At 30.6% G+C, this 23,006-nt stretch carries 28 protein-coding genes and 1 tRNA gene; 6 read left to right on the top strand and 23 right to left on the bottom strand.

The annotated features are described in order from the left end of the window. On the top strand, nt 1-135 hold a 135-nt coding region (locus J5G60_RS06625), incomplete at its 5' end, for a 4-hydroxyphenylacetate 3-hydroxylase C-terminal domain-containing protein (RefSeq protein WP_150357008.1). A 482-nt stretch (nt 136-617) separates the two neighbouring features. On the opposite strand, the gene J5G60_RS06620 is transcribed toward J5G60_RS06625, so the two are convergent. From J5G60_RS06620 to J5G60_RS06600, 5 genes are all read right to left on the bottom strand, one after another. After that, the gene (locus J5G60_RS06620) at nt 618-1,550 is read right to left on the bottom strand and encodes a hypothetical protein (protein WP_150357009.1); all 933 of its coding nucleotides are present in this window, start codon (nt 1,548-1,550) and stop codon (nt 618-620) included. Nucleotides 1,551-2,341: 791 nt separating this feature from the next. Then, the gene (locus tag J5G60_RS06615; protein WP_150357010.1) at nt 2,342-2,704 is read right to left on the bottom strand and encodes a hypothetical protein; all 363 of its coding nucleotides are present in this window, start codon (nt 2,702-2,704) and stop codon (nt 2,342-2,344) included. A 77-nt stretch (nt 2,705-2,781) separates the two neighbouring features. Further along, nucleotides 2,782-3,147, bottom strand: coding sequence for a hypothetical protein (locus J5G60_RS06610; protein WP_150357011.1), 366 nt, complete (start codon nt 3,145-3,147; stop codon nt 2,782-2,784). A gap of 35 nt (nt 3,148-3,182) precedes the next feature. Next, a complete protein-coding gene (locus J5G60_RS06605; RefSeq protein WP_150357012.1) occupies nt 3,183-4,151 on the bottom strand; it encodes a hypothetical protein in 969 nt (322 codons plus the stop codon). 303 nt (nt 4,152-4,454) lie between these two features. Further along, entirely contained in the window at nt 4,455-8,201 is a 3,747-nt protein-coding gene (locus J5G60_RS06600) for a phage tail tape measure protein (RefSeq protein WP_190972201.1), read from the bottom strand. A 124-nt stretch (nt 8,202-8,325) separates the two neighbouring features. Here J5G60_RS06600 and J5G60_RS06595 point away from each other — a divergent pair, with 124 nt between their 5' ends. After that, nucleotides 8,326-9,744 (top strand): hypothetical protein, encoded by a 1,419-nt coding sequence (locus J5G60_RS06595; RefSeq protein WP_150357013.1) that lies wholly within the window; start codon nt 8,326-8,328, stop codon nt 9,742-9,744. A 108-nt stretch (nt 9,745-9,852) separates the two neighbouring features. After that, nucleotides 9,853-10,257 carry a type II toxin-antitoxin system HicB family antitoxin gene (locus tag J5G60_RS06590; RefSeq protein WP_150357014.1) on the top strand — a complete coding sequence of 135 codons (405 nt, stop codon included), beginning with the start codon at nt 9,853-9,855 and terminating at the stop codon, nt 10,255-10,257. A 43-nt stretch (nt 10,258-10,300) separates the two neighbouring features. Here the strand turns inward: J5G60_RS06590 and J5G60_RS06585 are convergent, their stop codons facing one another. From J5G60_RS06585 to J5G60_RS06510, 17 genes are all read right to left on the bottom strand, one after another. Further along, nucleotides 10,301-10,675: a hypothetical protein gene (locus tag J5G60_RS06585; protein ID WP_150357015.1), complete on the bottom strand. Its 375-nt coding sequence runs from the start codon at nt 10,673-10,675 to the stop codon at nt 10,301-10,303. Nucleotides 10,676-10,759: 84 nt separating this feature from the next. After that, entirely contained in the window at nt 10,760-11,554 is a 795-nt protein-coding gene (locus tag J5G60_RS06580; protein ID WP_150357016.1) for a hypothetical protein, read from the bottom strand. Between the two features lie 168 nt (nt 11,555-11,722). After that, entirely contained in the window at nt 11,723-11,869 is a 147-nt protein-coding gene (locus J5G60_RS19115; RefSeq protein ID WP_328707004.1) for a hypothetical protein, read from the bottom strand. A 300-nt stretch (nt 11,870-12,169) separates the two neighbouring features. After that, nucleotides 12,170-12,424 (bottom strand): hypothetical protein, encoded by a 255-nt coding sequence (locus J5G60_RS06570; protein WP_150357017.1) that lies wholly within the window; start codon nt 12,422-12,424, stop codon nt 12,170-12,172. Nucleotides 12,425-12,768: 344 nt separating this feature from the next. Continuing rightward, nucleotides 12,769-12,900 carry a hypothetical protein gene (locus J5G60_RS19035; protein ID WP_268905678.1) on the bottom strand — a complete coding sequence of 44 codons (132 nt, stop codon included), beginning with the start codon at nt 12,898-12,900 and terminating at the stop codon, nt 12,769-12,771. 259 nt (nt 12,901-13,159) lie between these two features. After that, complete coding sequence (locus J5G60_RS06565; RefSeq protein WP_150357018.1) at nt 13,160-13,339, bottom strand: hypothetical protein; 180 nt, start codon at nt 13,337-13,339, stop codon at nt 13,160-13,162. A 42-nt stretch (nt 13,340-13,381) separates the two neighbouring features. Continuing rightward, complete coding sequence (locus tag J5G60_RS06560; RefSeq protein WP_150357019.1) at nt 13,382-14,245, bottom strand: hypothetical protein; 864 nt, start codon at nt 14,243-14,245, stop codon at nt 13,382-13,384. 111 nt (nt 14,246-14,356) lie between these two features. Continuing rightward, entirely contained in the window at nt 14,357-15,166 is an 810-nt protein-coding gene (locus J5G60_RS06555) for a hypothetical protein (RefSeq protein WP_150357020.1), read from the bottom strand. A 64-nt stretch (nt 15,167-15,230) separates the two neighbouring features. Continuing rightward, the gene (locus tag J5G60_RS06550; protein WP_150357021.1) at nt 15,231-15,566 is read right to left on the bottom strand and encodes a hypothetical protein; all 336 of its coding nucleotides are present in this window, start codon (nt 15,564-15,566) and stop codon (nt 15,231-15,233) included. Nucleotides 15,567-15,654: 88 nt separating this feature from the next. Further along, nucleotides 15,655-16,068 (bottom strand): hypothetical protein, encoded by a 414-nt coding sequence (locus J5G60_RS06545; RefSeq protein WP_150357022.1) that lies wholly within the window; start codon nt 16,066-16,068, stop codon nt 15,655-15,657. Between the two features lie 97 nt (nt 16,069-16,165). Then, entirely contained in the window at nt 16,166-16,459 is a 294-nt protein-coding gene (locus tag J5G60_RS06540; RefSeq protein ID WP_150357023.1) for a hypothetical protein, read from the bottom strand. An 86-nt stretch (nt 16,460-16,545) separates the two neighbouring features. Beyond that, a complete protein-coding gene (locus tag J5G60_RS06535) occupies nt 16,546-16,965 on the bottom strand; it encodes a hypothetical protein (protein WP_150357024.1) in 420 nt (139 codons plus the stop codon). A 295-nt stretch (nt 16,966-17,260) separates the two neighbouring features. Continuing rightward, nucleotides 17,261-17,707, bottom strand: a complete 447-nt coding sequence (locus J5G60_RS06530; RefSeq protein WP_150357025.1) for a hypothetical protein — start codon at nt 17,705-17,707, stop codon at nt 17,261-17,263. Nucleotides 17,708-17,739: 32 nt separating this feature from the next. Then, entirely contained in the window at nt 17,740-17,970 is a 231-nt protein-coding gene (locus J5G60_RS06525; RefSeq protein ID WP_190972203.1) for a MerR family transcriptional regulator, read from the bottom strand. A gap of 145 nt (nt 17,971-18,115) precedes the next feature. After that, nucleotides 18,116-18,763: a Rha family transcriptional regulator gene (locus J5G60_RS06520; protein ID WP_150357027.1), complete on the bottom strand. Its 648-nt coding sequence runs from the start codon at nt 18,761-18,763 to the stop codon at nt 18,116-18,118. 3 nt (nt 18,764-18,766) lie between these two features. Next, nucleotides 18,767-19,033 (bottom strand): hypothetical protein, encoded by a 267-nt coding sequence (locus tag J5G60_RS06515; RefSeq protein ID WP_150357028.1) that lies wholly within the window; start codon nt 19,031-19,033, stop codon nt 18,767-18,769. Between the two features lies 1 nt (nt 19,034). Further along, nucleotides 19,035-19,229, bottom strand: a complete 195-nt coding sequence (locus J5G60_RS06510) for a helix-turn-helix transcriptional regulator (protein ID WP_150357029.1) — start codon at nt 19,227-19,229, stop codon at nt 19,035-19,037. A gap of 177 nt (nt 19,230-19,406) precedes the next feature. Between J5G60_RS06510 and J5G60_RS06505 the strand changes: the two genes are divergently transcribed. The 3 genes from J5G60_RS06505 to J5G60_RS06495 all read left to right on the top strand — a co-directional run bounded on the left by J5G60_RS06505 (nt 19,407) and on the right by J5G60_RS06495 (nt 22,787). Then, nucleotides 19,407-19,895 carry a helix-turn-helix domain-containing protein gene (locus J5G60_RS06505; RefSeq protein ID WP_190972204.1) on the top strand — a complete coding sequence of 163 codons (489 nt, stop codon included), beginning with the start codon at nt 19,407-19,409 and terminating at the stop codon, nt 19,893-19,895. A gap of 1,133 nt (nt 19,896-21,028) precedes the next feature. Beyond that, nucleotides 21,029-21,604, top strand: coding sequence for a Uma2 family endonuclease (locus J5G60_RS06500; protein WP_207876521.1), 576 nt, complete (start codon nt 21,029-21,031; stop codon nt 21,602-21,604). Nucleotides 21,605-21,614: 10 nt separating this feature from the next. Next, entirely contained in the window at nt 21,615-22,787 is a 1,173-nt protein-coding gene (locus tag J5G60_RS06495) for a tyrosine-type recombinase/integrase (RefSeq protein WP_150356814.1), read from the top strand. 92 nt (nt 22,788-22,879) lie between these two features. Here the strand turns inward: J5G60_RS06495 and J5G60_RS06490 are convergent. After that, nucleotides 22,880-22,955, bottom strand: a tRNA-Trp gene (locus tag J5G60_RS06490). Nucleotides 22,956-23,006 lie beyond the last annotated feature (51 nt).

Here is a 23,006-nt window from a genome sequence, read left to right as displayed (position 1 = left end):
GCTGCAGTAAGCTATAGGACTGAATCCATGCACGGGGCAGGTTCACCTCAGGCACAGAGAATAATGATAGCTAGACAAGGTAATTTGGACCATAAAAAATCCTTAGCAAAAGCAATTACAAGAATTGAGGAATAGGACTTGGGGGATAAATGGAGAATATAGACAGATTTATGTAAAATAGATTTGATTTAGTTTTATATAACTGGGAATTTTGATTTTCAGTTATATTTTTTTATATTTGAGTAGAGAGTCAAGAGTGTGAAGTCTTTTATGATATTATTAACAAATAGCTATATACCCTTTCTTAATTTTTAAGAACTTATTTTATTATTCATTTCTATACACATAAAAAAGCCCCAGCCATTTACTAAATTTTACTATAGTAAATAGATGGGACAAAACCGTTGATTTAACTGGTGCTCCCAGCAGGAGTCGAACCTGTGACCTACTGATTACGAATGTGTATCACTGCTTTTTCTTGTATGCATTATAATGTTATAATCCTTTGTATAAAGCCATTTATATAATCTTTCCTGTTGTATTTTATCGTAAATTTGGAGACTATTTTATATGAGTAGTCTCCAAATAGTCTCCAATAAAATTCTAAATTAAATACTTTATAAATAGTTTTTAACTACAACGTCCAGTCTTGAATGTCCAAGATTTTCAGACGTTATTCTAAGAGCCTCTTTATTATATCTTCTTCCGGAACCATCTCTACATATATAATCTAATTTTATATCTTTACCATGATTTTTAAGTTCTTTAATGACCTCCTTATATTTATTTAAAGCAAATTCTCTCCTATAGCTGTGTACATCCATAGCGGAATGTACTTTTAAAAATACTAGAGTTTGCCCTAATTCTTCAGCTCTATTTTTAGATTCTAAAACAATATTCCACCCTTCTTTTATTGGATGAACGATTCTACCTCTACCACCCTTGGTAGTTATTCTATAAGACTTTTTAGACTTCAAGTCAATTATTACTTCACCTTTACTATTCAATTTTATTTGTCCAGGGCTTAATTGCCGTAATTCGCTTCTTCTTAAACCAGTAACTCTACAGAAATTTATAATATCCTTATTATTTTCTACAGAAAAATGCTTATCGAATTCTACATTATTTCTACTTTTTTTAATCTTAAGCCTGTCTCCTTTTTTGCTTGGCATTTTAACTCCAAAAGCATTTATATTGCACTGAAATAATTTTGCAAGAGCGGCGCCTTTAAGTCTTGTAGTATAGCCGCTCTCACCTTTTGAAATTCCTTCACATAACCATTCGCCAATATGATCATAGGGTATATTATTTAATATTTTAAATTCTTTCTCTGGATGTCTTTGTCTCTCCCATGTAGCAAAATCTAAACAATATTTTTTATAGGTATCACATGTAGTTTTGCTGTAAATACCATATACACGCAGCGGATTATTTTGTATTCCCAGCATTTTATCAACTTGTCCTTCCTGTTTCTTTGCCTTGTGCTTGGATTGTCCGAACATCTTTAATGTATCTATTCGTTTAAGTATCTGCATCTTTAAACTAGCCATTATATTAAAAACACCTCCAATTAAGTATTTAAATATGCCGTGTAAAGCCCATACCCCTTTATCCTCGCCATATATTATTTTCTATATGATGAGTCACAGACTTAAAATAGTCACTTTCAAATTAATAGTAAAAGATATAGTGTTAAACAAAGTTGTCGCAAATTTGCAACTCTTTACAAATAGTGAAATTCAGTCAGTCTGCATTTTATACGAATTATTTATATTGTGTATATAATCAGCAATTATATCTCCTGCAACCAGCTTGTAAATGCAGGTCCACCCCATTACTGTAACAATGATTTTTTATTATTTATGCATTATTTTAGATTTATTCCGGTTTACTCCAACATTTTTTATTACACTAAACTTCAAATATAAAATCATTTTTTAGATATTAAGTAAAATTTTGTTGCCATAAATAGCAATACAATATGTTCTTAAAGACATTTTTATTTATTTCATATAAGTTATGTGATGTTTTCTAATTTTTCACCTAGTTAAATATAAATTTTATTGCAAGAAAAAAGGAGTGCTCTATAAGTACACTCCTTTGCTCATTCCTCATGACTCTCCATTTTTGGTTATTCCTTTTTCCCAATTGTAGGTTAGATAAATAAAAAATGGCCTTGCATTTTGCTAAATCCTTCTGTATCAAAGATAATTAATGCTAAATATTTCTCAATCTCTGGCATATAGCCATTTCATTTTTTAGTATGTGCCTGTCCATACTTGAAGATTATGTTAGTCATAAGAGATAAAATCTTATTTGATATATATTATGTAATTTTTAATTAAATTAGATGCTTTAATGAATCAAATATTTGTATTGCTATTGGATATAATACATTATAATTTTTACTAATTGTAACCAGTTTATTTGAAGCATCTAAAATTTTATCTGACAATTTCTTTTTATCTTGTGTCTCCGAATTATTATATTCTTTAATATAACTACTAAGAATTTTAGCTTGATCTTTAGTATCATTATTTTGTTCCATTTTATATATTAAATCTATTAATGAATCATCTATTTTATGTATCATGTTATAATTTTTGTTAACATCCCCTTTAACTGAACCTATAACGTCTCCATTTATATTGCCATTAAAATTGATAGACATACCGCTAATAAATACCTCCTTGCATCTTATCAAATTTTCTTCTCCAAATAAATCATACAAACTTGATCTTTCACAAGCATAATTTTTTACTACTTCTTTATTTACACTATTTATACAATCAATGCTTTCATTAGCCCTGATTTCTTTTTTTTTACATAATCTTTAAAATCATCTTTAAAATTAAATGTTAGCCAAATATTTTTCGGATCAGGAATATACTTCTCTCCACAATGATGACAAATTCTCATCTCATCTTTAATTTGTGAAATGTCATCAACAATAAAATCAGAATCCCCATTTGGACATTCTACTTCATAATTAATCTTTAAAATATCTTTAAAATCATTGATTAGAGAATAAGTAACTTCTTTTATATCACGCGTTTTTAATCTTTTACAAACGTAAAGTGGAGAAAAATTTCGTCTATTTTCAATAGCCATATTTTCTAATAAACCATATATCTCATATGTCTTCATCTTTTCTCCTCCTTACAAATTTTATAAAAACACCTTTATAATTTCGTAGCCTGCTGGGTTGCTGCTGCTACTTCTGAAAAAGTATTTGCTTTTATAGTAAATATAGTAGATATAACATACTCTATTACTGCTTCAGAAACAACAGACATAAATATAATCCCATTATTAACTGAATTATCAGTATTAGTAATTTTTATAGTTACTCCATCTTCAAGTCCATTATCATATGTAAATGGAAATTGAAATGTTAAAGTTCTATATGGTAAATCATTATATTTATCTTGGTATTCATCCTCTTCTGAAAGATCAACATTAGGCTTTGCTTTAACTTCTACAGTATCATATATTCCTTCCATCATTTTATGTTTTGCACCAGTAAGTCCTCCTCTTAATGTATCATGCAATATATATGCTTCTGATTTACTTAATGAACATAAATTAAACCAATCTATTTTATCATTAACCCCGATGCTCTTTAAAAATGATTCCTTAAACATAGAATCTTTATTTAAAGCCACTCGCATTTCTAACAATAACGGTTCAAAATGAAGTACCAAATAATCTACAATTTGTGGGCTTTCTTTTACTATTTCATAATTTTTAAATATTCTTCTTTCTGTTCCTAAATATATAAATGATAAAAATAATTTATTTTCACCCTCAGCAACTTTAAAAAGTTTTGGATCATGATCTATTTCAACCTTAATACCATTTAAAAATAAATTATTTCCATATTTATTCTGTAAAAAATTTTTAAAACTTTCTATATCTTTTAACACATCTAAGTTCAAATTAATAGGCTTATATACTCTTACAGCAGTTTTACCTGCATATCTGAATTCATCTAACAGAATCTCTCCTTCTCGTCTTGAGCTAGAATTCTCTACTATAACTTTTGCATAATCACCTAAAGAATTGCCAGTCGATTTTAAATCATAATTATTGCAAACCTGAACCAATTGTTTCTTTGGAACCTCCATTACAAGTAAATCCTCAAGTTCCATGCTTAATCATCCCCCTATATTATAACCAATTATGTGCTCAAATTACAAACTTGAATATATATTATATTTTTATAAATTTCTATACTATTAGATAAAATCCTTTAATTTTTGTTCGTCATTATATGACTTATTTTTTAAACAATACTAGATCCATATAATCTATATTCCTGCTAATTTTTATAAGAATAAAAGAATTCGTATTTCACGAATCCTCTATTCTTTAAATAACTTTATATATGTGTATTTTACACATATATAACCCTAAGCAGAGATATTGTCAGAACTCTTCAAAAATATCCTATATTATATTTTTCCAAATCCCATTTGAATTCCAATAGTAGACATTTTATCATCAAAATATTCTCCAAATTTTTTTCGTAAAGTTCTATCTACTTCTTTTGCTATATCTTTAGCGTTTTTTCCGCTTCCATTTATATTTATTCGGAATGTAATATTATTTTCAACTTTTGCATTGTGAATTGCATGATAAGGCATTCTCACCTTATTTACTTCATCATTAATTTTATTATTAGGTATTACTTGACTACCACCTGGAATATTTACTATTTCAGGACCTTTTTCACCTACAAGATGCGGACCCGGTGTAGCATTGTCAGTACCACCTGCGTAACCAACATAGCTACTTCCTCGTAGCTGTGATACAATTCCAGGTACATTAGCTATGCTCCCATATGTCCCAAGCATATATCGAATTGAAGCTGCTGCATTAGCAATAGGATTATAAATATCTCCTAATCCCGGTATAGCATATCTGCTAAAACTGCTATCTATCATCTGCATAAGTCCTTTAGACGGGTGTCCTGCCATTGCGTTGGAATCCCAAAGATTTATTGCAAGTGGATTCCCACCAGATTCATGCATTGCTATATTCTCCAAAAGTGGCAAATAACTCATAGGTGTACCCGTTATGGCCATAGCTGCTGTTAGCCATCCTACAAGATTACCGCTTACTGCTCCACCAGCTGAATTTGTTATGCTTCCGATCCAATTTTGAATAAAAGCATTCATATCCTTAGAAGTCATACCATTTACAAGACCTTGTATGAGATTTGTTCCCATACCATACATAACTGTTGATGGAGAATGTATTCCAAAACCGTTTCTGAATGTATCTACAACTTTATTTGTAAGTGTCTGCACTGTAGTAGTTAAATTAGACTGACTAGCTTTTACGCCTTGTGTCATGTTATTTATCATTCCAGAACCATATGTATTACCAGATAAAGAAAGATTATTCATTATGTTTTTATTGTCTTGAGATACTTTTGTTGTCGCTGTTGTTGCCAGTGGTTCTTTATTTAATAAAGCAGAAGAGAAATTCTTTACAGCGTTCTGACCATATAATATATGTTGATTTACATATTGCAAAATTATGGATTTATTTTCTGCAAGCAATTTTTTTGTAGAAGAATTAAGGTTACTTTGGCTAGATATAACACTGCTCCCCATAGTTCTGTTATTTGAGTTTAGCATTTTAGCTGTTTCAGATGCGGTTATCACATTTGCACCTTTAGGTAAATTAACAAGCTCAGGTCCCATTTCTCCTACAAGAGTTGCACCGCCTGGGCTATTCTCCATTCCTCCAGCGGCTGCAGGTACAGATGATTTATCATAATTTTTACTATTAGTTTTCTTGCCTTTATCACCTACATACTGTATAGCTTTTATAGTATTTATCTTTACTCCTGGAATTTTATCAGCTATTAGAATTACGTTATTTATAGCTGCTATGGCATCGTTCAATTTCCCAATAACCCAGTTTGTAGCGTCTGTAGCTGCTTGCTTTATTCCTCCCCAAATAGCACCCCAAGCTTTACCTAAACTCCCGTATTTTGCAATTAAATATGACGCTCCTGCTACTAATGCTCCTATTACTACTCCTACTACAATGCCCACAGGTCCTAAAGCTAATTTCATTGATAAGCCTATTGCCCCGATTCCTGCTGCTGTTCCTATAAGTATAGCGCCTAGCCCCGTATTTCCTTGCTTCATCTCCACAAATCCCGCTGCCAATACGCCTATTGCTCCGCTAAAAAGAGCACCTTTTTTACCAATTACACTAATGGCTGTTAATCCTGCACCTGTTCCTATAAGTAAAGCTCCTAATCCCGTGTTTCCTTTTTTAATTTGTAAGAAACCATAAGCTATCAACCCTATGCCAGCACCACCAATTAGTCCTAATCCTGCACTTGCAGCTGTGAGACCTGCTCCAGTTGATATCAGTAAATCCCCCAAACCTGTGTTCCCCTGCTTTATTTCCCAAAAACCAGTTGCTATGAGTCCAATACCTCCAGCCATACCAACTGTAGGGAGCGCCTTTCTTAATCCTCCTAATGTTTTTACCGCTCCTTCTATAGCCATTGCACCTTTTAAAGCTAAAAAAGCAGTCGCAACTCCCAAAACAATTGATGAAATTCCTCCCCAGTTTCTTTTTATTGTACTTCCTACTTTTACTGTTTCTGCTAAAACCCACTGAATGTTGTTTTTAATAGCAGGCATATTATTGTTAATTCCATCTACAACAGATTTGAGAGCTTTCCCTAATTCTGTATCTCCCTCACTTGTAATAAAAGCATTTTGTATATTGGACTTTAATAATCTTAAAGAACCAGCAAGTGTATCATTTACTGTATTCGCATAGTCTCTAGCAGCATTATTACTGTGTTTTAGACTTTCTGTCTCATCATCTATAGCTTTTTTCCCTGCACCAAGAAGTGCAGTTACTTTAGGTAAGGCTTCCTGACCAAAAATTACAGAAAGAACTGTATTTTTAACTGCAGGATTCAATCCATGTAAAGATGTACTTAAATCCCCTATTATATTACCAATATCTTTCATTTTATGAGTAGTTGGATCTATAGCGCTAAAACCTAGTTCTTTCATTACACTAGCTGCATTTTTAGTTGGTTTGACTAATCTAGTATACATCTCAAGTAATCCCATACCCGCTTTGCTACCAAGTATACCTTTATTGCCAAGTTCGCCAATAGCCGCTGCAGTATTTTCTATTGACCATCCAGCTTGACTTGCTACTGGAGCTATATAACTCATTGCGGTTGCCATATCCGGCATTGCCGCTGCTGTGTCCATAGCTGCCTTTGCATATACATCTGTTACATGAGATGCTTTAGATACATCTAAGTTGAAGTTTCTAATTGCAGAGGATACATCAAGTGTTGCATCTTCCATTTTTATATTTCCAGATACAGCAAGAAGTGTTGCAGGTTCGATAGAAGACATAACCTGTTTCAAATTAAAACCGTGTGAAGCAAGACTCTCCATACCTGCTCCAATTTCTTGTGACGATATCCCCCACGTATTACTGATTTGTATAGCTTGACTGGATAGCTTTGCTAAATCATTATTAGATATTTCTCCTAAAGTTGCATGTACTCTTGCCATTTGCTGCTGAAAATCTATAAATGACTTTATTGCAGCTTGCACACCCCTTACAGCCTCATATCCAATTCCCATAAAGCCAAACGCACCAAGTATATTAGAAATTCCACCTGATATACTACGTACAGAACGCATACTAGAGCTTAATTCGCCTGCACTAGCAGTGCTTTTTTTTATACCATCGACTACTTTACCCATTGTAGTGGCCGTCTGTTCTTCTTCGGAATTAGTTTTAAATATCTCATCATTTAATTTTTGCTGTTCAGCTTGCATCTGCTTTATTGATGAGCTTATAGGCATTGTTCTACTGCCTAATTCTTGTGCTAGCTGTGAGCTTTTATCAATTTTGGAATTATATTCATCTGCATAATCGTTAACTAGTTTAGTAAGTCTTTCCAACCTTTCCGTCGATGAATTTAACCCACTGGAATTTTCCGTGGCTTTTTTCAATGAATCTGCTAATTTATTTGTGTTTAAATTATTTGTAACTTTCGATGTAGAATTAATATCCTTTACAAAATTATTCAAAGATGATTCCAAATTACCTATCAATTGCATAGAGCCCCTAAGCCCGCTATTATCTACTACATATCCAATTTCATAAACTAAATTTTGTAATGTTTGAGCCATTTTTACACCTCCTCCGTTTACATTTTATTACAACAAAAAAAAGCTGCTTAAATGTAGAATTTAAGGTAAAAGGTGGTATAATAAAAATATAATTATGAACAAATAATTAACGGGGGAGATTATATTGGGGAAAAAATTATATAATAAAGATGGGTTTATGTGGATTATGTTTGCCGTGTTTCCGCCAATTGGAATACTTTTAATGTGGAAGAACAAAAGATATAATATGGTACCTAGAATAATAACATCTGTTGCTTATTTATTTTATTTCCTAATTATTTGTGGAACTGTAGGAAATAAATATTCTGGGTTAAGTTTTGCATCTGAATTTATAAGAATGAGTATTTTTTTCGTTTTACTCCCATATATAATAGTTCATTGGAGCAAATTATATAATAAATTTTCACCTGTTCTAAAAAAATATAATATAGAAGATACTAGCAAAAATATTAATAAAAAGAGTACAAATAAAGAGATTAATAATGGCATAAATAAAGTATACTTATCTTATGATGGTGGCTATCCTGAATGCCCTAAAAGTTTCGCTGCCTTAATTACTAGATATGACAATCAACTCATTTTTTTAGAGCGAAATTTATTAAAAGAAAAATTTAGAATTAATATAGATGATATCTTAAGCATAAAACATCATCATCAAGATACTGGAATAAATAAATCAATTACAATTGCAATACGATACAAAAATAACGAAATAGAATTACTATTTGCAGGAGGTTTATTATCAGAAAAAAACTATAGTAATTTAATGTCTTTGGTTTATTCAAATAATGTTAAGCCTTTTAATGTCCAAAGGGAAAGGAAATTTAACATATGCATGATCACAGCTGTAGTCATTATACTAGCAGTAGCTTTCATCATAACTGGTATTAATGATAAAAATAATACTGCAACAAATACAAAACCTGCACAATCCCAAGATTCAAAATCAACAAAAGATGCTTCCAAAACAAATACCGTTGATAAAAACTATTCAAATGATACAGGTACAAACGAAAACAGTAATACTACTCAAGTTGACACTAACGAAGACATACCTGAAGATGATGGATCTATAGAAGAAGGAATGTATAAAATTGGTAGTGATTTAGTTACTGGTGAATATGTAATAATTGCAAACGACGACACTGGTTCAGCATACATGGCAATTACTAAAGATAGTACAGGAAATTTAGATAGTATAATAGGAAATGAGAATATAGCAAATAGAACTTATGTCACTGTAAACAGTGGAGAATATTTAACCATTAGAAATGCAAAAGCCTATCCTTTAGATAAAGCTCCAAAAGTTGATACTTCAAGCGGTACCTTACCAGATGGTATGTATAAGGCTGGAGTTGATATATCGGCTGGAGAGTATAAAATAAATTCTCCCGGTGATGGATATGTTGAAATAACTACTAATAGTAGACATACGTTAGATGGAGTAATATCAAATGATAACTTTAGTGGTAATAAATACGTTTCAATACAAAACGGTCAATATTTAAAATTGCAACGAGCTACTCTTATTTTAAATAAATAAAAATTTGTCCTGAAAAATAAAGGGAATAATTATGGATTGTATAAAAATCAAATTTATAATCATTCCCTATTTACTTTGAAAATTCAGTATATAAGGAGGTTAACTTTTATGAAAAAAGATATTTATGTCTATCCATCTATACTAACTCAATATAAAGACAATATAGGGATTACTTTCCCTGATTTGCCAGGCTGTGTATCTGATGCAGATACTATGGAAAATGCAATTAAAAACGCCAAAGAAGTGTTAGCATTGCACCTATTTGGCATGGAAGAGGATAACATTGAAATTCCCGATCCCAGCCCTATAAATAAGCTTAAACTAGACGAGAACGATATACCTCTGCTGGTTGATGTGTATATGCCTTTATATCGAGAGGCTATCCAAAACACCTCAGTAAAAACCACTGTAACTATGCCTCAGTGGCTGAAAACTATGGCAGAGGAGAATAATATAAACTTTTCTCAAGTTATTCAAGTTGCCCTTAAACAAAAACTTAACATTAATAAATAGTATAAAAGTGGGCATCTTATGTATCCATTTTGACTTAATATGGTCAGTTACTGCTAATTTCTAATTGATTTAATTGTGATTTTAGTAATTCACCATCTCGATACAATTTATCTTCATATTCTTTAGTCCATACTCTATCAATAAAAATCGAAAAAATATCCCGATATAATTTCATTAAATTATTGCATACTTTTTTCATTTGTTTATGTATTTCTTTATATTTAACAGGTGGTTTAGTAGTCCTAATATATTTACAGCTATTTATTATCATCTCAAGAAACATCCTTGCTGAACTTAAATTTTTATCATTTATTGCTTCTACAAATTTATCACATCCCATATAGATAGCTTTACACTCTCTATTTATATTAAATTCATATAATTTTTCCTTATAATACTGCGCCACCAAAAATAACATCCTCCTTGTAAAATTTATAATTTTATTCGGACACATTCGTGTCCGTAATTGTTTCAGATTCTCTGTTAATTATTCTTTCTAAAGTTAGTCATCTATAGAGTTTTCATCTTCACCGTCTTCTACACTATATTCGATATCATCATCTATCTCAGCTGACTGTTTTTCAGCAAGCTCCATCTTTCTATGCTCAATATCAAGTTTCTCTTTAGTATCAGCATCTATAACTCCAAGTGTTTGTCTTTGCATTTTCTGTATTTTATCTAATGCATTAACTAGATTTAATACCTTTCCATCATTAATTGAATCCATAGTCTGTGTTACTATTTCTTCACTAAATTTCCCGGGGCCATATCCTGTTTTTAATTTTTCTACAATTTTGTATAATTCATCAGGTGAACCTAAAGCTTTTTCTATTTCATCTAGAATAATGTCAGATATTTTAAAATGTTTGGCTACCGCCTTTGCAGCATCCATTATTACAAGTTCTTCTGATTTTTCCCTTATTTTTTGGTTTAAGTCACGTTTATACTCTGTTCTTTTTCCACTCCATTTATGAGATGCCGAATAATTTTTAACAGATTGCAGCGGTATATTATACTTCTTACTTAAATCCTCCAGACTACAAGGGTTCCTCCTTATATCCGTTACATACTCATTCTCTATATCTATCCAAGATATCTCACCTTTCTTAATTTCAACTTTTTTATTTTGGTTTTTTGCTCTGGTTGATGGTTTAATCCATTGGTTGCCGCTGTCTTTATCTTTTTTAGACCAGCTTTTTATTGTACCCAGTTTTACATTATATTTATCTGACAGATGTTGAAATGTACCTTCTCCCCGCTCATATGCCAATCTTATTTTATTTTTTATGTCATTCATATCTTCACCTCTCACAACCAATGTTTTGTATATATTCTAATTCAAAATAAAAATAGTTGCATTATGGTTGACGTCTCCACAAATTTATTAAATTCATTTTCTTTCATATAAAAAGGCGCTCAAATAATCAAGCGCCCCAATTTATTTATACTATTGTAAATCTTATATTTATTCATCAGAAGGGATATCATCTATAATCTTTACCCCAACATCACAATTATGCTCTATTTCCTGCTTATCTCTCCATTGTCCTGGCTTACGATTTTTCAACCAAAATATAGCAGCTGTAGTATTCGGCTTTTCATATTTCTCCACTTCAACAACATTACCTTTATTGGTTACTACCTGTTCTTTATATTTAAATCCAAGTGCTGATTTATATAGAGCATTTTCAACTTCTCTATCAGCTACCTCCTTGCCTTTTTTTAGGGCCTCCCGTAACTCTCTATGCTCATTTTTCCATCTATATAATGTACTGTACCTATCCCTAAATTATTAGCAATTTGCTCATCTGTGAGCCCATCTCTTGCTCATCCTTGTATTAATATTAATTTATCCCTTATATCATTCCACTTGGATTTCAATAGACCCACCTCCTGTAAATTTTAATATAACCTAAGCTTTATAAGCTCCCTTCTCTATATTATATTCTTCAATATCTTCTAGAAACTGTTTTAAAAATTCATCTTTTAACAAAGTCTGAAGTACTAATTTTGCTGCGTGTTTTCTATACACTACGTAATCTCCAAGTAACACAGCGGTACAGTCTATAAGTATTTCAACTGGATCTTGTTCTTGATTCAGATATTTAAAATTATCAGTCTTAAATATACTATTTTCATTATTGTTGGATTCTATATTATTTTTCAATGTTAATTCCTCTTTTCTATGTATATTAAAAATTCTTATACTTTTATTATATTTACTTCAATTTCCATTTGCTCACATTCTAAAATTTCATTCTTTGTACTTGACAATAATATCCTTTAATCAGTCAGATAGACAAATAAAAAATATACAATCACATTTAGTGATAAATAAGGAGTGTCAACTTCGACCTTCCCGCGGGGCGTTTGCTCCATGCAGTTTCATTTTCATGCTATCCATGTAAATACTGTATTCTAATTCCCAGTAAATGTTCTTTTGAAATGTTTCCTGCGTTTGCAGGAATTATTCCTTCTAATTTATCAACACCACCTCTATTATCTTTCCAGTTAATATATTCTTCTGTTATCTATGTTTTCAATTTCATCTAAAATAAAGTTTATTTCAGCTTTATATGCTAGTTCCACATCTGTGGAACTTATAAGTTCAAGTTTTTCAGCTACTCCTTTTCTGTCCAACAAATATAGTACTTTCCATTTTTAGTAAGTTCACATATTCTGGCGGTGCAAGTGGTGAACTCCCATTCGTACTAAATGACGAATGCGATGGAGCTAGGACTTTAACCTACCCTTGTAGGTATTGAACCTTTGTGAATGAAGAAATACGAATACTTCATCACCTATCTGCAATATCGATTTAGATATTTAAATATTTTATTTCTTTTATAATATTGCCCTAAAAGTTTATTTTAAACTTCAACAGGCTCACCTCCAACTAATTTTACTTTAATTTAAAATTTATAACTTTCTCTAAGTCTTTTAGCCCTTTCAATATATCTTTAAAAAATTCATTCTTCAATAATGCTTTAAGTAATAATTTAGCTGCATACTTTCTACTTACCTCATAATCTCCTACCAAAATAGCAATACTATCAATTACAACTTCTATCGGATCATTCATATATTTAAAATTCTCACTATTAATTGTTTATATATGTATTTACTATAACAATTCTGCATCATAGAATTTAATTTTTTTTATTTTTCCGCTGCAATAAAACTCTGGTGAATAATCACATATTCCTTTTTCATTTCCCTGGAATTCTGTATGAAAGAACTTATCTATCATAACTTTACTATCTTCATAACTAACAGCTTGTATATGCCCATTTACTTCTACATCTAGCCATTCATTAAATAATTTGTTCCATATATCATAGTTATACTTTATTTCATCAAATAATTTATTTCTACAATTGGTGAAGTACTGCATACTATTTACTACATCCATATCAATAGGAGTTCCTTTTTTTATTAATATATTCTTAAATTCTTCAAAATTAAGCTCATGACAATGAACCCTATTATATTTAGTATTATTTTTAGTATTATTTACCACCCCATATGGCGGAATTAAATCGGTTGATTCGTCGGAATTAATTCCGCCCAAAAGGCGGTTTCTAGATTTTTCAACAGTTTCAGCTTGCTTTTCTTTTAGCTCATTTATCTTAAATTCTCCAATTTCCAATAAATGAGCTATATGATCAATATTATTCTCTATTTTAAAATACCTTTTAGGCGGCATTCCTTTTATCTTGTATTCAATTAACCCAAACTTATTTAAATTATTAATAGCCTTTTTTTGTGGTTTTTCTCCTATACAAGTTGCTCTCTGCAAATCATTTACAGTGCTAAAAAAGAATCCGTCTTCATCAAGCTTGTTTCTTTCATTAAAATAGTTATATCGGGATAGTAGTTCCGAATAGATTATAGTTTCGTTCAAACCTATCGCATGACATAAATTTTTATTTATTACAATACTCCCATTTGATCTGATAAGGGAGTATATAGGACTTAATTTCTGCATTTATATCGCTCCTTTTATTTAGATAGTTAGAATAAATACATTAGTATTTACTTTTGTTAACGTCATGTCAATATCAGTTATACCAAGGTTTCTATAACCTTTAAAAATAACTTATATTCCCCAATCTTCTTTTAATTTATTTACAAATTTCATCATATCAGCATCACCGCTATTCATATCCGGATGGAACTTCAATGCCAATACTTTATATATTTTTTTAAGCTTAGCTTTTTCGTCTTTTGTGTAGGTACTATGTCCAATATTAAAGTAACTACTATCATTATTACTTCTGTAGTTACTTTTAAAATCATCATAATAACTACTGTAATATTCATAGGATTTCTGTTTTGCTTCATAAGCCGCCTGAAGTTCTCCTAAATACTCTCTATTTCTCAGAACTCCAAACACATCATAACAATAATCGTAAGTATCCTGACCGTATTTCGCTTCAAACTTTCCTTTAATTGTAAAGTACCTTGACAATATTTTATTGTTTTTTACTTTGGTTTTATATTCTTCTGTCTGCTCATACTCTTCAGTAATCTTTGAAATTATAGGATCTAATTTCTTATATACTGTGTCATATATATCATCAGCACTTACTCCCGTCTCTTCTGAAACCTTATCTATTTTACCACCAGCACAGTCATATAAAGACCAATCGAGTAAATCATAATATCCCATGGTACATAATACCCATTGTTTTTTCTTAACTTTGCCATTTTCCCTATAGCTTTTATGAATACTTATCTTAAATGCTTCCCTGTGAGTTCTAGCAAAATGTCCAGTACATTTATAACCATAATGTATATTAGGTTTATTATCTCCCATACCCCAGTTACACTCTGTTACCTCAATTTTTTTTGGTTCTCCAGGTGAATTACACTTCTTATTAAAAACTTTTTGTATTACACAGTACAATCATTCTCACCACCTAATATAAATGTGGTTACTATAGAAATTTACATAGTAACCACAACCAGGCCTATTTATATATTTCTTCTTTCAAAGCTATTGTCTCTGGTGTAACCTCTCCTAAATATCTAAGATTTGTAAGCCCTGATATTACTCCTCTTTTATAAAAATACTGTGCTTGAATCCTAGACAAACTCAACGATATATCATCAAATTTTTTTATCAGTTTATATATTTCTTTTGGAACCAATGAAGATAAATTTTTCAAGATAAAATTTTGTTCTTCAATCAATTCCTTATATATATTTTCATTCTCAAGCTCTGTAGAATCCTGGCTTTTAAATTCTAAATCCTCAAATTCTGATTTTATAGCATTGTCAATTAAATTTTCTATTTTATTATTCATAATCCCATCCTCCCAAATTTAAAGTTTTTTAATTTTATATTTATTTAGCAGGTGAAAGCTCTTATGTTTTACCAACTATTTTTACTTTCTATTTCAATATTTGATTATACGAGCCTGCGTCTATAGCAGAATCAAGTTTTTTTATTATTGTAGAACATGCATCTAATGCAGTAGAAACAGTAACAAATAATGCTTGTGTTTCATGTCGTATGTTCATTATTTCTTCAATTTGAATTTTATCATCAAATTTTGAAGTATTAATCATATATTTAAGCTTATTTATGTTCCTATTCTCAACTTCAAAATCTTTAAAAACAATTTTAAGAATATCATCTATGACTTTATACAAATCATTAAATATCACTACCTGATTGAATTTATATTTAAATTTATTCCAAAATTTCATAATTTTTTCTAATATTTCTTTCAACCCAGAATTAGCTCTTTCCATATAAAATACTTCAGATGATATATCATTTATTGAATATTTAAAATTTTCCATTATTATCTCCTCATGGTTCTGATAATTTATAAATTCCCATCCATATTTTCCCATATATCTGTATACTAAGTGTGAATATTTACAAGTTCTAAATACATCACGCCTCTAATTCTTTTAATTCCTCTTCTAACCTCTTATTTAGCTCCTTCAAAGCATCCGTATACCCTTTTATATACTCTGAGCGGTTATTACTTTCCTTGATTATCTTAATTTGTTTTAAATTCCTCTCTTTTAATTTGTTAAGTACTTCTATTTCGTTTTGAGCAAGCATTTCTAATTTTTTCACTAGTTTTCCCCCTGTTCTCAAATCTTCCATAATAATATCAAAACAACATTTTGTCAGTGTATCCCTTGCTTTTTCCAAGTTTCCACCTACAACTCGTACCTGCATTTCATCCTCTCCTAAACATTAATTATAAATTTTTTTGACGCAGATTTTTTCACTTTTCTCTCATCCCTTCTTCCCAATAACTGCATTCACTTTCTATTTTCCTTCTCGCGTCTTATAATTAATTCTTTATTCAAAATAAGTTCAAACTCTCTTACTGCTGTTAGAGCCATTTTAGAAACAATTACAATTTTAAAGCATAACTTTTGAGTCTCAATAGACATATCCTGGAGTCTTTTAATTTTAACTGTATCACCAGGTCTTAGTGTGTTAAGCATATATGTAACTTTGTCTATATGTTTGGTTACAATTTTGATATCTCTAAAATCTATCATAAGAAGCCTATCTATAATCTGCTTTAAATCATTTGGTAATGTATTTAACACAGATTTAAATTCTTTCCAATATTTTTTAGCAACTTCTAAAGATCCTTGAGCATCACAAATAACTTTTCTTGCTTGAAACATTTCTGAAGATAGAGAGTCTATTAAAGAACTAAAATCTTCCATTAAGCATTTCTCCTTTACATAATAAAATTTATTTCTATTTTTACAGGTATCTTTTTTTAAATAAGTATGTGGTATATATATAAAGGGTATGCACTTTTGTATACTTCACCCATTATTTAACACATATCATAAATCATCTGCTATACCCTTTAAATTATCAGCGCTCATGCTATTTCATATCAATAATTACAGTATACATTTTCGTATACTTGAAAATTAGCTATTACCATTTTATAGGTGTTGAAGTATACATTTTTGTATACTTCAAGTATGTAGTTTCGTATACTTCAAATATTTAATATGATCTCCGCGCTGCTCTTTTCCAATCATTTTTAATATAAAAGTCTTTAGTCCCATATTTTTTCCACATATCAGAAAAACCGTATATGTTACATTCTCTTGAAGCATACCCATCTCTTACAACTTTGATAAATCCTAAATCAATTAAATGGTCTATACAATTCATAAATGTAGTCTGATTCATTTTTATACTCCATGATTGCTTTTTATGTTTACCTAAGTATTCATCTTTAGGAACACTTATATTGTCTTTATTAGAGCTAATTAATATATGCTTATCATATTTAGCTGTATATTTTCTAAGCATATATAAATAAACTTTAATATCATTGCTTTTTAATTCACTCCACGCCTTAGAATCTACCATATCAAAATAGATTGGCATAAACCTACCGCCTTTACTACTTTGAAAGCTTTGAAAATTTTGTTTTTTCTTTGGCACCTCACCACCTGCTTTTTAGTCCAGATATTCCACTATCCTTCAATTTTTCTAAGCACACCATATTTTTTAACGTTTTGGATTGGTGGTTCTGTGTTTTTTAGTGCCTGCTTCTCCAAAAATTTTTCACAAAGTTCAATATCAAAAACGTATCTATTTCCAGATGTTAACACAGGTATTTTGTGTTCCCTCACTCTTCTCCTAAGTTGATATTCTGTTAGTCCTAACTCTTTAGCGGCTTCTCTAGTATAAGCTTTTTTACCCATCATCTACCACCTCATTTTTCACTATTTCTTTTCCTAATAACTATTATAAAACTGGCTATCAGGAATTTTTCTTCATCAGAACTTTTTTATTTCTTGATTATTTCTTTAAAATTATTTATGTATTTACTTACTTCTTAAAGATATCTTAGCTCTTAGCATATTTGTTCAAGATCAATTTAATTTCCTCATATGGAAGTCCCATATCAATTAAAACGCTAGTTCGCTCCTCTAATACTTTTACCTTAGCCAGTTGCACTTGTGGCAAATAATCTCTCAAATTACCTTTTTTAGGAACATTAAATTGCTCTTTTAGTTGAGGTATAGTTTTATTGAAGAGTATTTTATAAATAAGTCTTGTAATATTACTATATAAATGCTCTTTATATTTACCATCTGGAAGCCTTGATATAGCATCTGTTAAAGTAGTTCTTTCTTTTTTACCATCAGACCTTTCAATCCTTCTTTTGAGCAATTCTTCTCTCATGGCATAAAATTGTTTTACCAAAGCTTTTTTAAAATTAACTACTTGCCTTGTATTTTTCATCAAAGTTATTAAAAAGCTTGCCTGTGATTCACTTAGTTTATATATTTTCTCTGGTCTGCCTCCTTTGGAAGATTTAGGTTTACTCATTTCAAATGAGAAAACTCCAAATTCCTTTAAATCTTTTTCATACGTTGAAATTAACACTTGTATTGAGTGATGCGTCTGCCCTCCATATTTAGCAATAATCTTTGATGTTGTAAAAGGCTCTTCGCTAAGATTATTTGAATTTATAAATACGAGTTTATCCATATGCTACACCTCATCATTTTCTCTTATAAAAACACCATTTATTTCACTGTCCAACACCACTTCATATGGCTTATTACATACAATTGAGGCAAATTTATCTGTATCACAATACATATCAAGGAAAAAATTATATTGGTCATATTTATAAGCTATAATCTTTGAGATTTTATTCTCTAAAAAACAAACTCCATTTGCCATAACATTAAAATCATCAGGTATATCAATAATTAACGGTTCTTGGATTTGACCTGGCTTTAAAAAGTATCTCATTTTATTCCTCCTCACTGAAAAACAACTCTTGTACAGGAGTATCAAGTTCTTTACTTATTGCTTTCATTACTGCAATACTAGGGTTCTTAGCTTTTCCTCTCTCTAATGCAGACAGATAATATCTTGAAATACCAATTTTATCAGCTAGTTCACATTGGGTTAGTCTTTTTTCAATTCTTCTTACTTTTAACCTCAATCTCGTAATATCACTTCCTTTAATAGTACTTTTCGTCTTATTAATTATAGTATAGCACCCACTATGAGCTATGTCAAAATATTTTTTATTTATATAAACCAAAAAAGCGCTATAATAAAGCACTTTTTTATTTTAATATCACCCAATTTGTATTATAATATAGAAGAGGTGATATTATTGAAAAACAATAATCAAGTTAAATTAGGATATAAAATTAAAAAGTTTCGCGAAGCTAGAAATTTAACTCAAGATGACTTGGCAACTAAGCTTAACATTTCTAAATATACTATAGCTAAATACGAACAAAATCAAAGAACTCCGAGTATAGACATGATTGATAAATTAGTAGAAGCTCTTAATATAAGTTGGGGAGATTTAATAGATGATGAAAAGCTAAGAAAAGAATTTAAAACTGCCGAAGAAAATATAGTAGAAAAAAGTAAAGCTTATAAAGTATATAAGGATATTCTTAAATACACAACATCAGAATTTATAAATTATACATTACATAATTTTGGTTATATAGATTTCAATAAAATTAATGAAGAGCAATTAAAAAAGCAAATAGATAGTATATCCTCAAAAGCTATTGATTCAATGATAAAAAATATTGATTTAATGACAAAAAATATCGGAAAAGAATCTAGCGATCTTCAAAATAACTAATTTATGATACTAAAAAATAGAAAATTCATTAACTCTAAGTCTACTTTGAATGTATATATTCATCACCAAAGTTAAATACTAATTTGATATTGTGTCAAACTTACATCAACATCAAGGAGGCCGAAATTTAACTCCCCCTTAATCCTAACTAGGCAACTATTAGTCGCCATCTGATTAAAATGGGCATCCACTACGGGATTTTATATTACAAATATCATCACGTTCGTACTTAAAGACGAACGGCACAACTATCACATTAAAATCCTTTTAGTTATAAAATACTTAGCAATTTTGATTAATAGGGTTTATACATAGATTTTTTAAAAAATAATAAAAAAACAAGGTGGACGAAATTTAGACTACCCTACAAATGGAGGAGTACAAACGGTTCTAGGAATTGAATTAGAATTTATTCCATTTAGGTAAATAAATATTATTGTAGCTCAATTGACACTATGTCAACATCATTACAAGGTTATTATATATTATTTAATTACTAACTACCAATCGGAAAATTTCGTATCAGTGGGCACTACCATTTTTTTAGGGACTCCGATATTATCGTATTCGCCTTTAAAGGCGAATGGCACAACCAGGGCGTTAAAAGCTACCTGATTAGGTCTTATACATAAATGTCAAAAACATAAGATTCATTTTAGAATACTCAGCGGTTATCAGCCACTATTACAGTAAGGGATGCTAAATGTTTGGATTTAAAATTGAATCCCCAGCTTCAAATTTTAAGCGTCCTAAAGGGTTTGCAAATATGTAATGCCTTATAACAACTATATTGTCGTATTGATCTTTAAAGATGAATTGTATGATTATGCTATCAAAACTACTTAATTATAGGTTTTCGGGTAAATTCCCGATAAACTAGCTGGATTCACACTTGGGTAAATTTCCATCTTTAAATACGAAAACCCTAATGTGATTAGTCTTCCTTTTTAAAAGAAACCCAGTAAAATCAATGATTGGCCAGTTGGTGGTCAACTGTGTACTCCATGTACACTGAATACAGTGTTGCCTACTAGTGACAACTTCAGATCAATAGTATCCACATTTGTGGATACTGTGTCACCCGGTGCCACAACCAAATATACGAAATTGTCAAATGAAAGGAGATAAGATTTATGGACAATACAGCTAAGAATAAGACTTATACCTACACTGACTACATGAATTACCCTGAAGGTTCCAGAATAGAGCTTATAGAAGGTACTATATACGATATGTCACCTGCACCATCAAGAATAAACCAAGAGCTTATTATGGCACTATCCGCTGCATTTTATAACTATATTAAATCCAACAACGGTAATTGCAAGGTATACCCATCACCCTTTGATGTATTCCTCACTGATGACGAAAACCTTGATAACTGCAGAAACATTGTTCAACCAGATATATCAGTAATATGTGATAAGAATAAACTGAATGATAAGGGTTGTATTGGAGCCCCAGATCTAATTGTTGAGATAGTGTCACCCTTCAACCCATCCAATGATTATATACGCAAATTAAGCCTATACAGCTCATATAAGGTTCGTGAATACTGGATAGTAAATCCTATGGAGAAAAGTATACTGATATACAAACTTGATGATACAATGCATTATGGAGCTCCTAAAGCTTATTCATTTACGGATAAAATAAAGGTTGGCATATATAAAGACTTGGAAATTGATTTTAACACATTAGATATATAGAGGTGATCCTATGGCAAATAAAACAAATTGTGTTAAAAACGGTAAAAAATACTATAGGGTATATCTGGACTTGGGACGTGATTCTAATGGGAAACGCATAAGAAAGGAATTCTATGGCAAAAGTAAAAAAGATGCTGAAGATAAAAAAACTGAATATATAAATGGGTTGAAACGTGGTTTAAGTGTGGATGCTGAAAATGTATCACTAGGTGAATTAATGCACCTGTGGTTATTTGAGGTTGTAAGGGTATCCAGTGACATAAAAGCCAGTTCTTTTGAACGATATGAAACTTTATACAGACTCTATATAAAAGATAGTGATATATACGGCCTTAGAATGACAGATGTTAAATCCATCAAAATACAGAAATACTATAACAAGCTATACCAAAATGGCAAGCATAGTTCATTAATATTTAACTTAAATAAACTGCTGAGGACTTTTTTTAATTATGCAGTTGATGAGGGATATATAATCAAAAACCCATGCTCTGGAAAACGTGTAACAATTCCAGGTCAAAAGGAAAATAATGCTGTAAAAAAAGAAGTGGAAGTATTTTCTGATGATGAACTAAAGGCTTTTAAAAACGCTATAGAAGGCCATAGACTAAAGGCACTCTTTTACCTGGCTCTTGCTTCAGGGTTAAGAGAAGGTGAACTTCTAGCCTTGAAATGGAGTGATATTGACCTTAGCAAAAAGATTGTATCTGTCAGACGGACTATAAAAAACATTGCAATAATCCAGGCTGATGGAACTAAAAAACGTGAAACTATATTACAAATTCCTAAGAGTAAAGGTTCTATAAGAGATGTACCAATACCCGGAAATTTAATTCCTATGCTTAAAAAACACGGACTACAACAAAAGGAAGAAAAATTAAAAGCAGGTGATATCTACAACAATAGTAATTTTGTATTTACTACCAGACTGGGATTGTCTATAAATGCCCGTAATCTGCTTAGAGCTTATAAAAGGATATTAACTAAAGCAAATATACCTTACAGGAAATTTCACGCCTTGCGGCATACATACGGCACTAAATTATTTGAACGGGGTGTACCCTTGGAAACTATCCAGAAACTTTTAGGCCATGCAAATATTCAGACCACCGCATCTATTTATGTTCATGTTTCACCTGAAGAAAAAAGGAAGGCAGTAGATACGTTAAATGACCTGTTCTAATAGCTCTATTAAAAACTATGGAGGGAAAATGGAGGGAAAAATAAAAAATCAAAGGATCTTTATTTCTGAAAACCCTTTGATTTCAACATTTATGGCAGGGGTAGAAGGCTTCGAACCCTCAACCAACGGTTTTGGAGACCGCTACTCTACCAATTGAGCTATACCCCTAAGACGTTATTTATTATATAATATAAAATAGTAAATTGCAAGTTTTTTATC

Origin of the sequence: Clostridium sp. HV4-5-A1G (genome assembly GCF_900184915.1) — a bacterium.
Lineage (GTDB): Bacteria > Bacillota > Clostridia > Clostridiales > Clostridiaceae > Clostridium_B > Clostridium_B aromativorans.
The sequence above is the reverse complement of the archived record's forward strand: the minus strand, read 5'-3'. Positions and strand labels throughout refer to the sequence as shown.

What these genes read in the sequence shown, in the direction of transcription:
- J5G60_RS06620 (WP_150357009.1), bottom strand. Translation starts at nt 1,550, where the DNA reads ATGGCTAGTTTAAAGATGCAGATACTTAAACGAATAGATACATTAAAG.
- J5G60_RS06610 (WP_150357011.1), bottom strand. Translation starts at nt 3,147, where the DNA reads ATGAAGACATATGAGATATATGGTTTATTAGAAAATATGGCTATTGAA.
- J5G60_RS06605 (WP_150357012.1), bottom strand. Translation starts at nt 4,151, where the DNA reads ATGGAACTTGAGGATTTACTTGTAATGGAGGTTCCAAAGAAACAATTG.
- J5G60_RS06600 (WP_190972201.1), bottom strand. Translation starts at nt 8,201, where the DNA reads ATGGCTCAAACATTACAAAATTTAGTTTATGAAATTGGATATGTAGTA.
- J5G60_RS06590 (WP_150357014.1), top strand. Translation starts at nt 9,853, where the DNA reads ATGAAAAAAGATATTTATGTCTATCCATCTATACTAACTCAATATAAA.
- J5G60_RS06585 (WP_150357015.1), bottom strand. Translation starts at nt 10,675, where the DNA reads ATGTTATTTTTGGTGGCGCAGTATTATAAGGAAAAATTATATGAATTT.
- J5G60_RS06580 (WP_150357016.1), bottom strand. Translation starts at nt 11,554, where the DNA reads ATGAATGACATAAAAAATAAAATAAGATTGGCATATGAGCGGGGAGAA.
- J5G60_RS06565 (WP_150357018.1), bottom strand. Translation starts at nt 13,339, where the DNA reads ATGAATGATCCGATAGAAGTTGTAATTGATAGTATTGCTATTTTGGTA.
- J5G60_RS06560 (WP_150357019.1), bottom strand. Translation starts at nt 14,245, where the DNA reads ATGCAGAAATTAAGTCCTATATACTCCCTTATCAGATCAAATGGGAGT.
- J5G60_RS06550 (WP_150357021.1), bottom strand. Translation starts at nt 15,566, where the DNA reads ATGAATAATAAAATAGAAAATTTAATTGACAATGCTATAAAATCAGAA.
- J5G60_RS06545 (WP_150357022.1), bottom strand. Translation starts at nt 16,068, where the DNA reads ATGGAAAATTTTAAATATTCAATAAATGATATATCATCTGAAGTATTT.
- J5G60_RS06540 (WP_150357023.1), bottom strand. Translation starts at nt 16,459, where the DNA reads ATGCAGGTACGAGTTGTAGGTGGAAACTTGGAAAAAGCAAGGGATACA.
- J5G60_RS06535 (WP_150357024.1), bottom strand. Translation starts at nt 16,965, where the DNA reads ATGGAAGATTTTAGTTCTTTAATAGACTCTCTATCTTCAGAAATGTTT.
- J5G60_RS06525 (WP_190972203.1), bottom strand. Translation starts at nt 17,970, where the DNA reads ATGGGTAAAAAAGCTTATACTAGAGAAGCCGCTAAAGAGTTAGGACTA.
- J5G60_RS06520 (WP_150357027.1), bottom strand. Translation starts at nt 18,763, where the DNA reads ATGGATAAACTCGTATTTATAAATTCAAATAATCTTAGCGAAGAGCCT.
- J5G60_RS06515 (WP_150357028.1), bottom strand. Translation starts at nt 19,033, where the DNA reads ATGAGATACTTTTTAAAGCCAGGTCAAATCCAAGAACCGTTAATTATT.
- J5G60_RS06500 (WP_207876521.1), top strand. Translation starts at nt 21,029, where the DNA reads ATGGACAATACAGCTAAGAATAAGACTTATACCTACACTGACTACATG.
- J5G60_RS06495 (WP_150356814.1), top strand. Translation starts at nt 21,615, where the DNA reads ATGGCAAATAAAACAAATTGTGTTAAAAACGGTAAAAAATACTATAGG.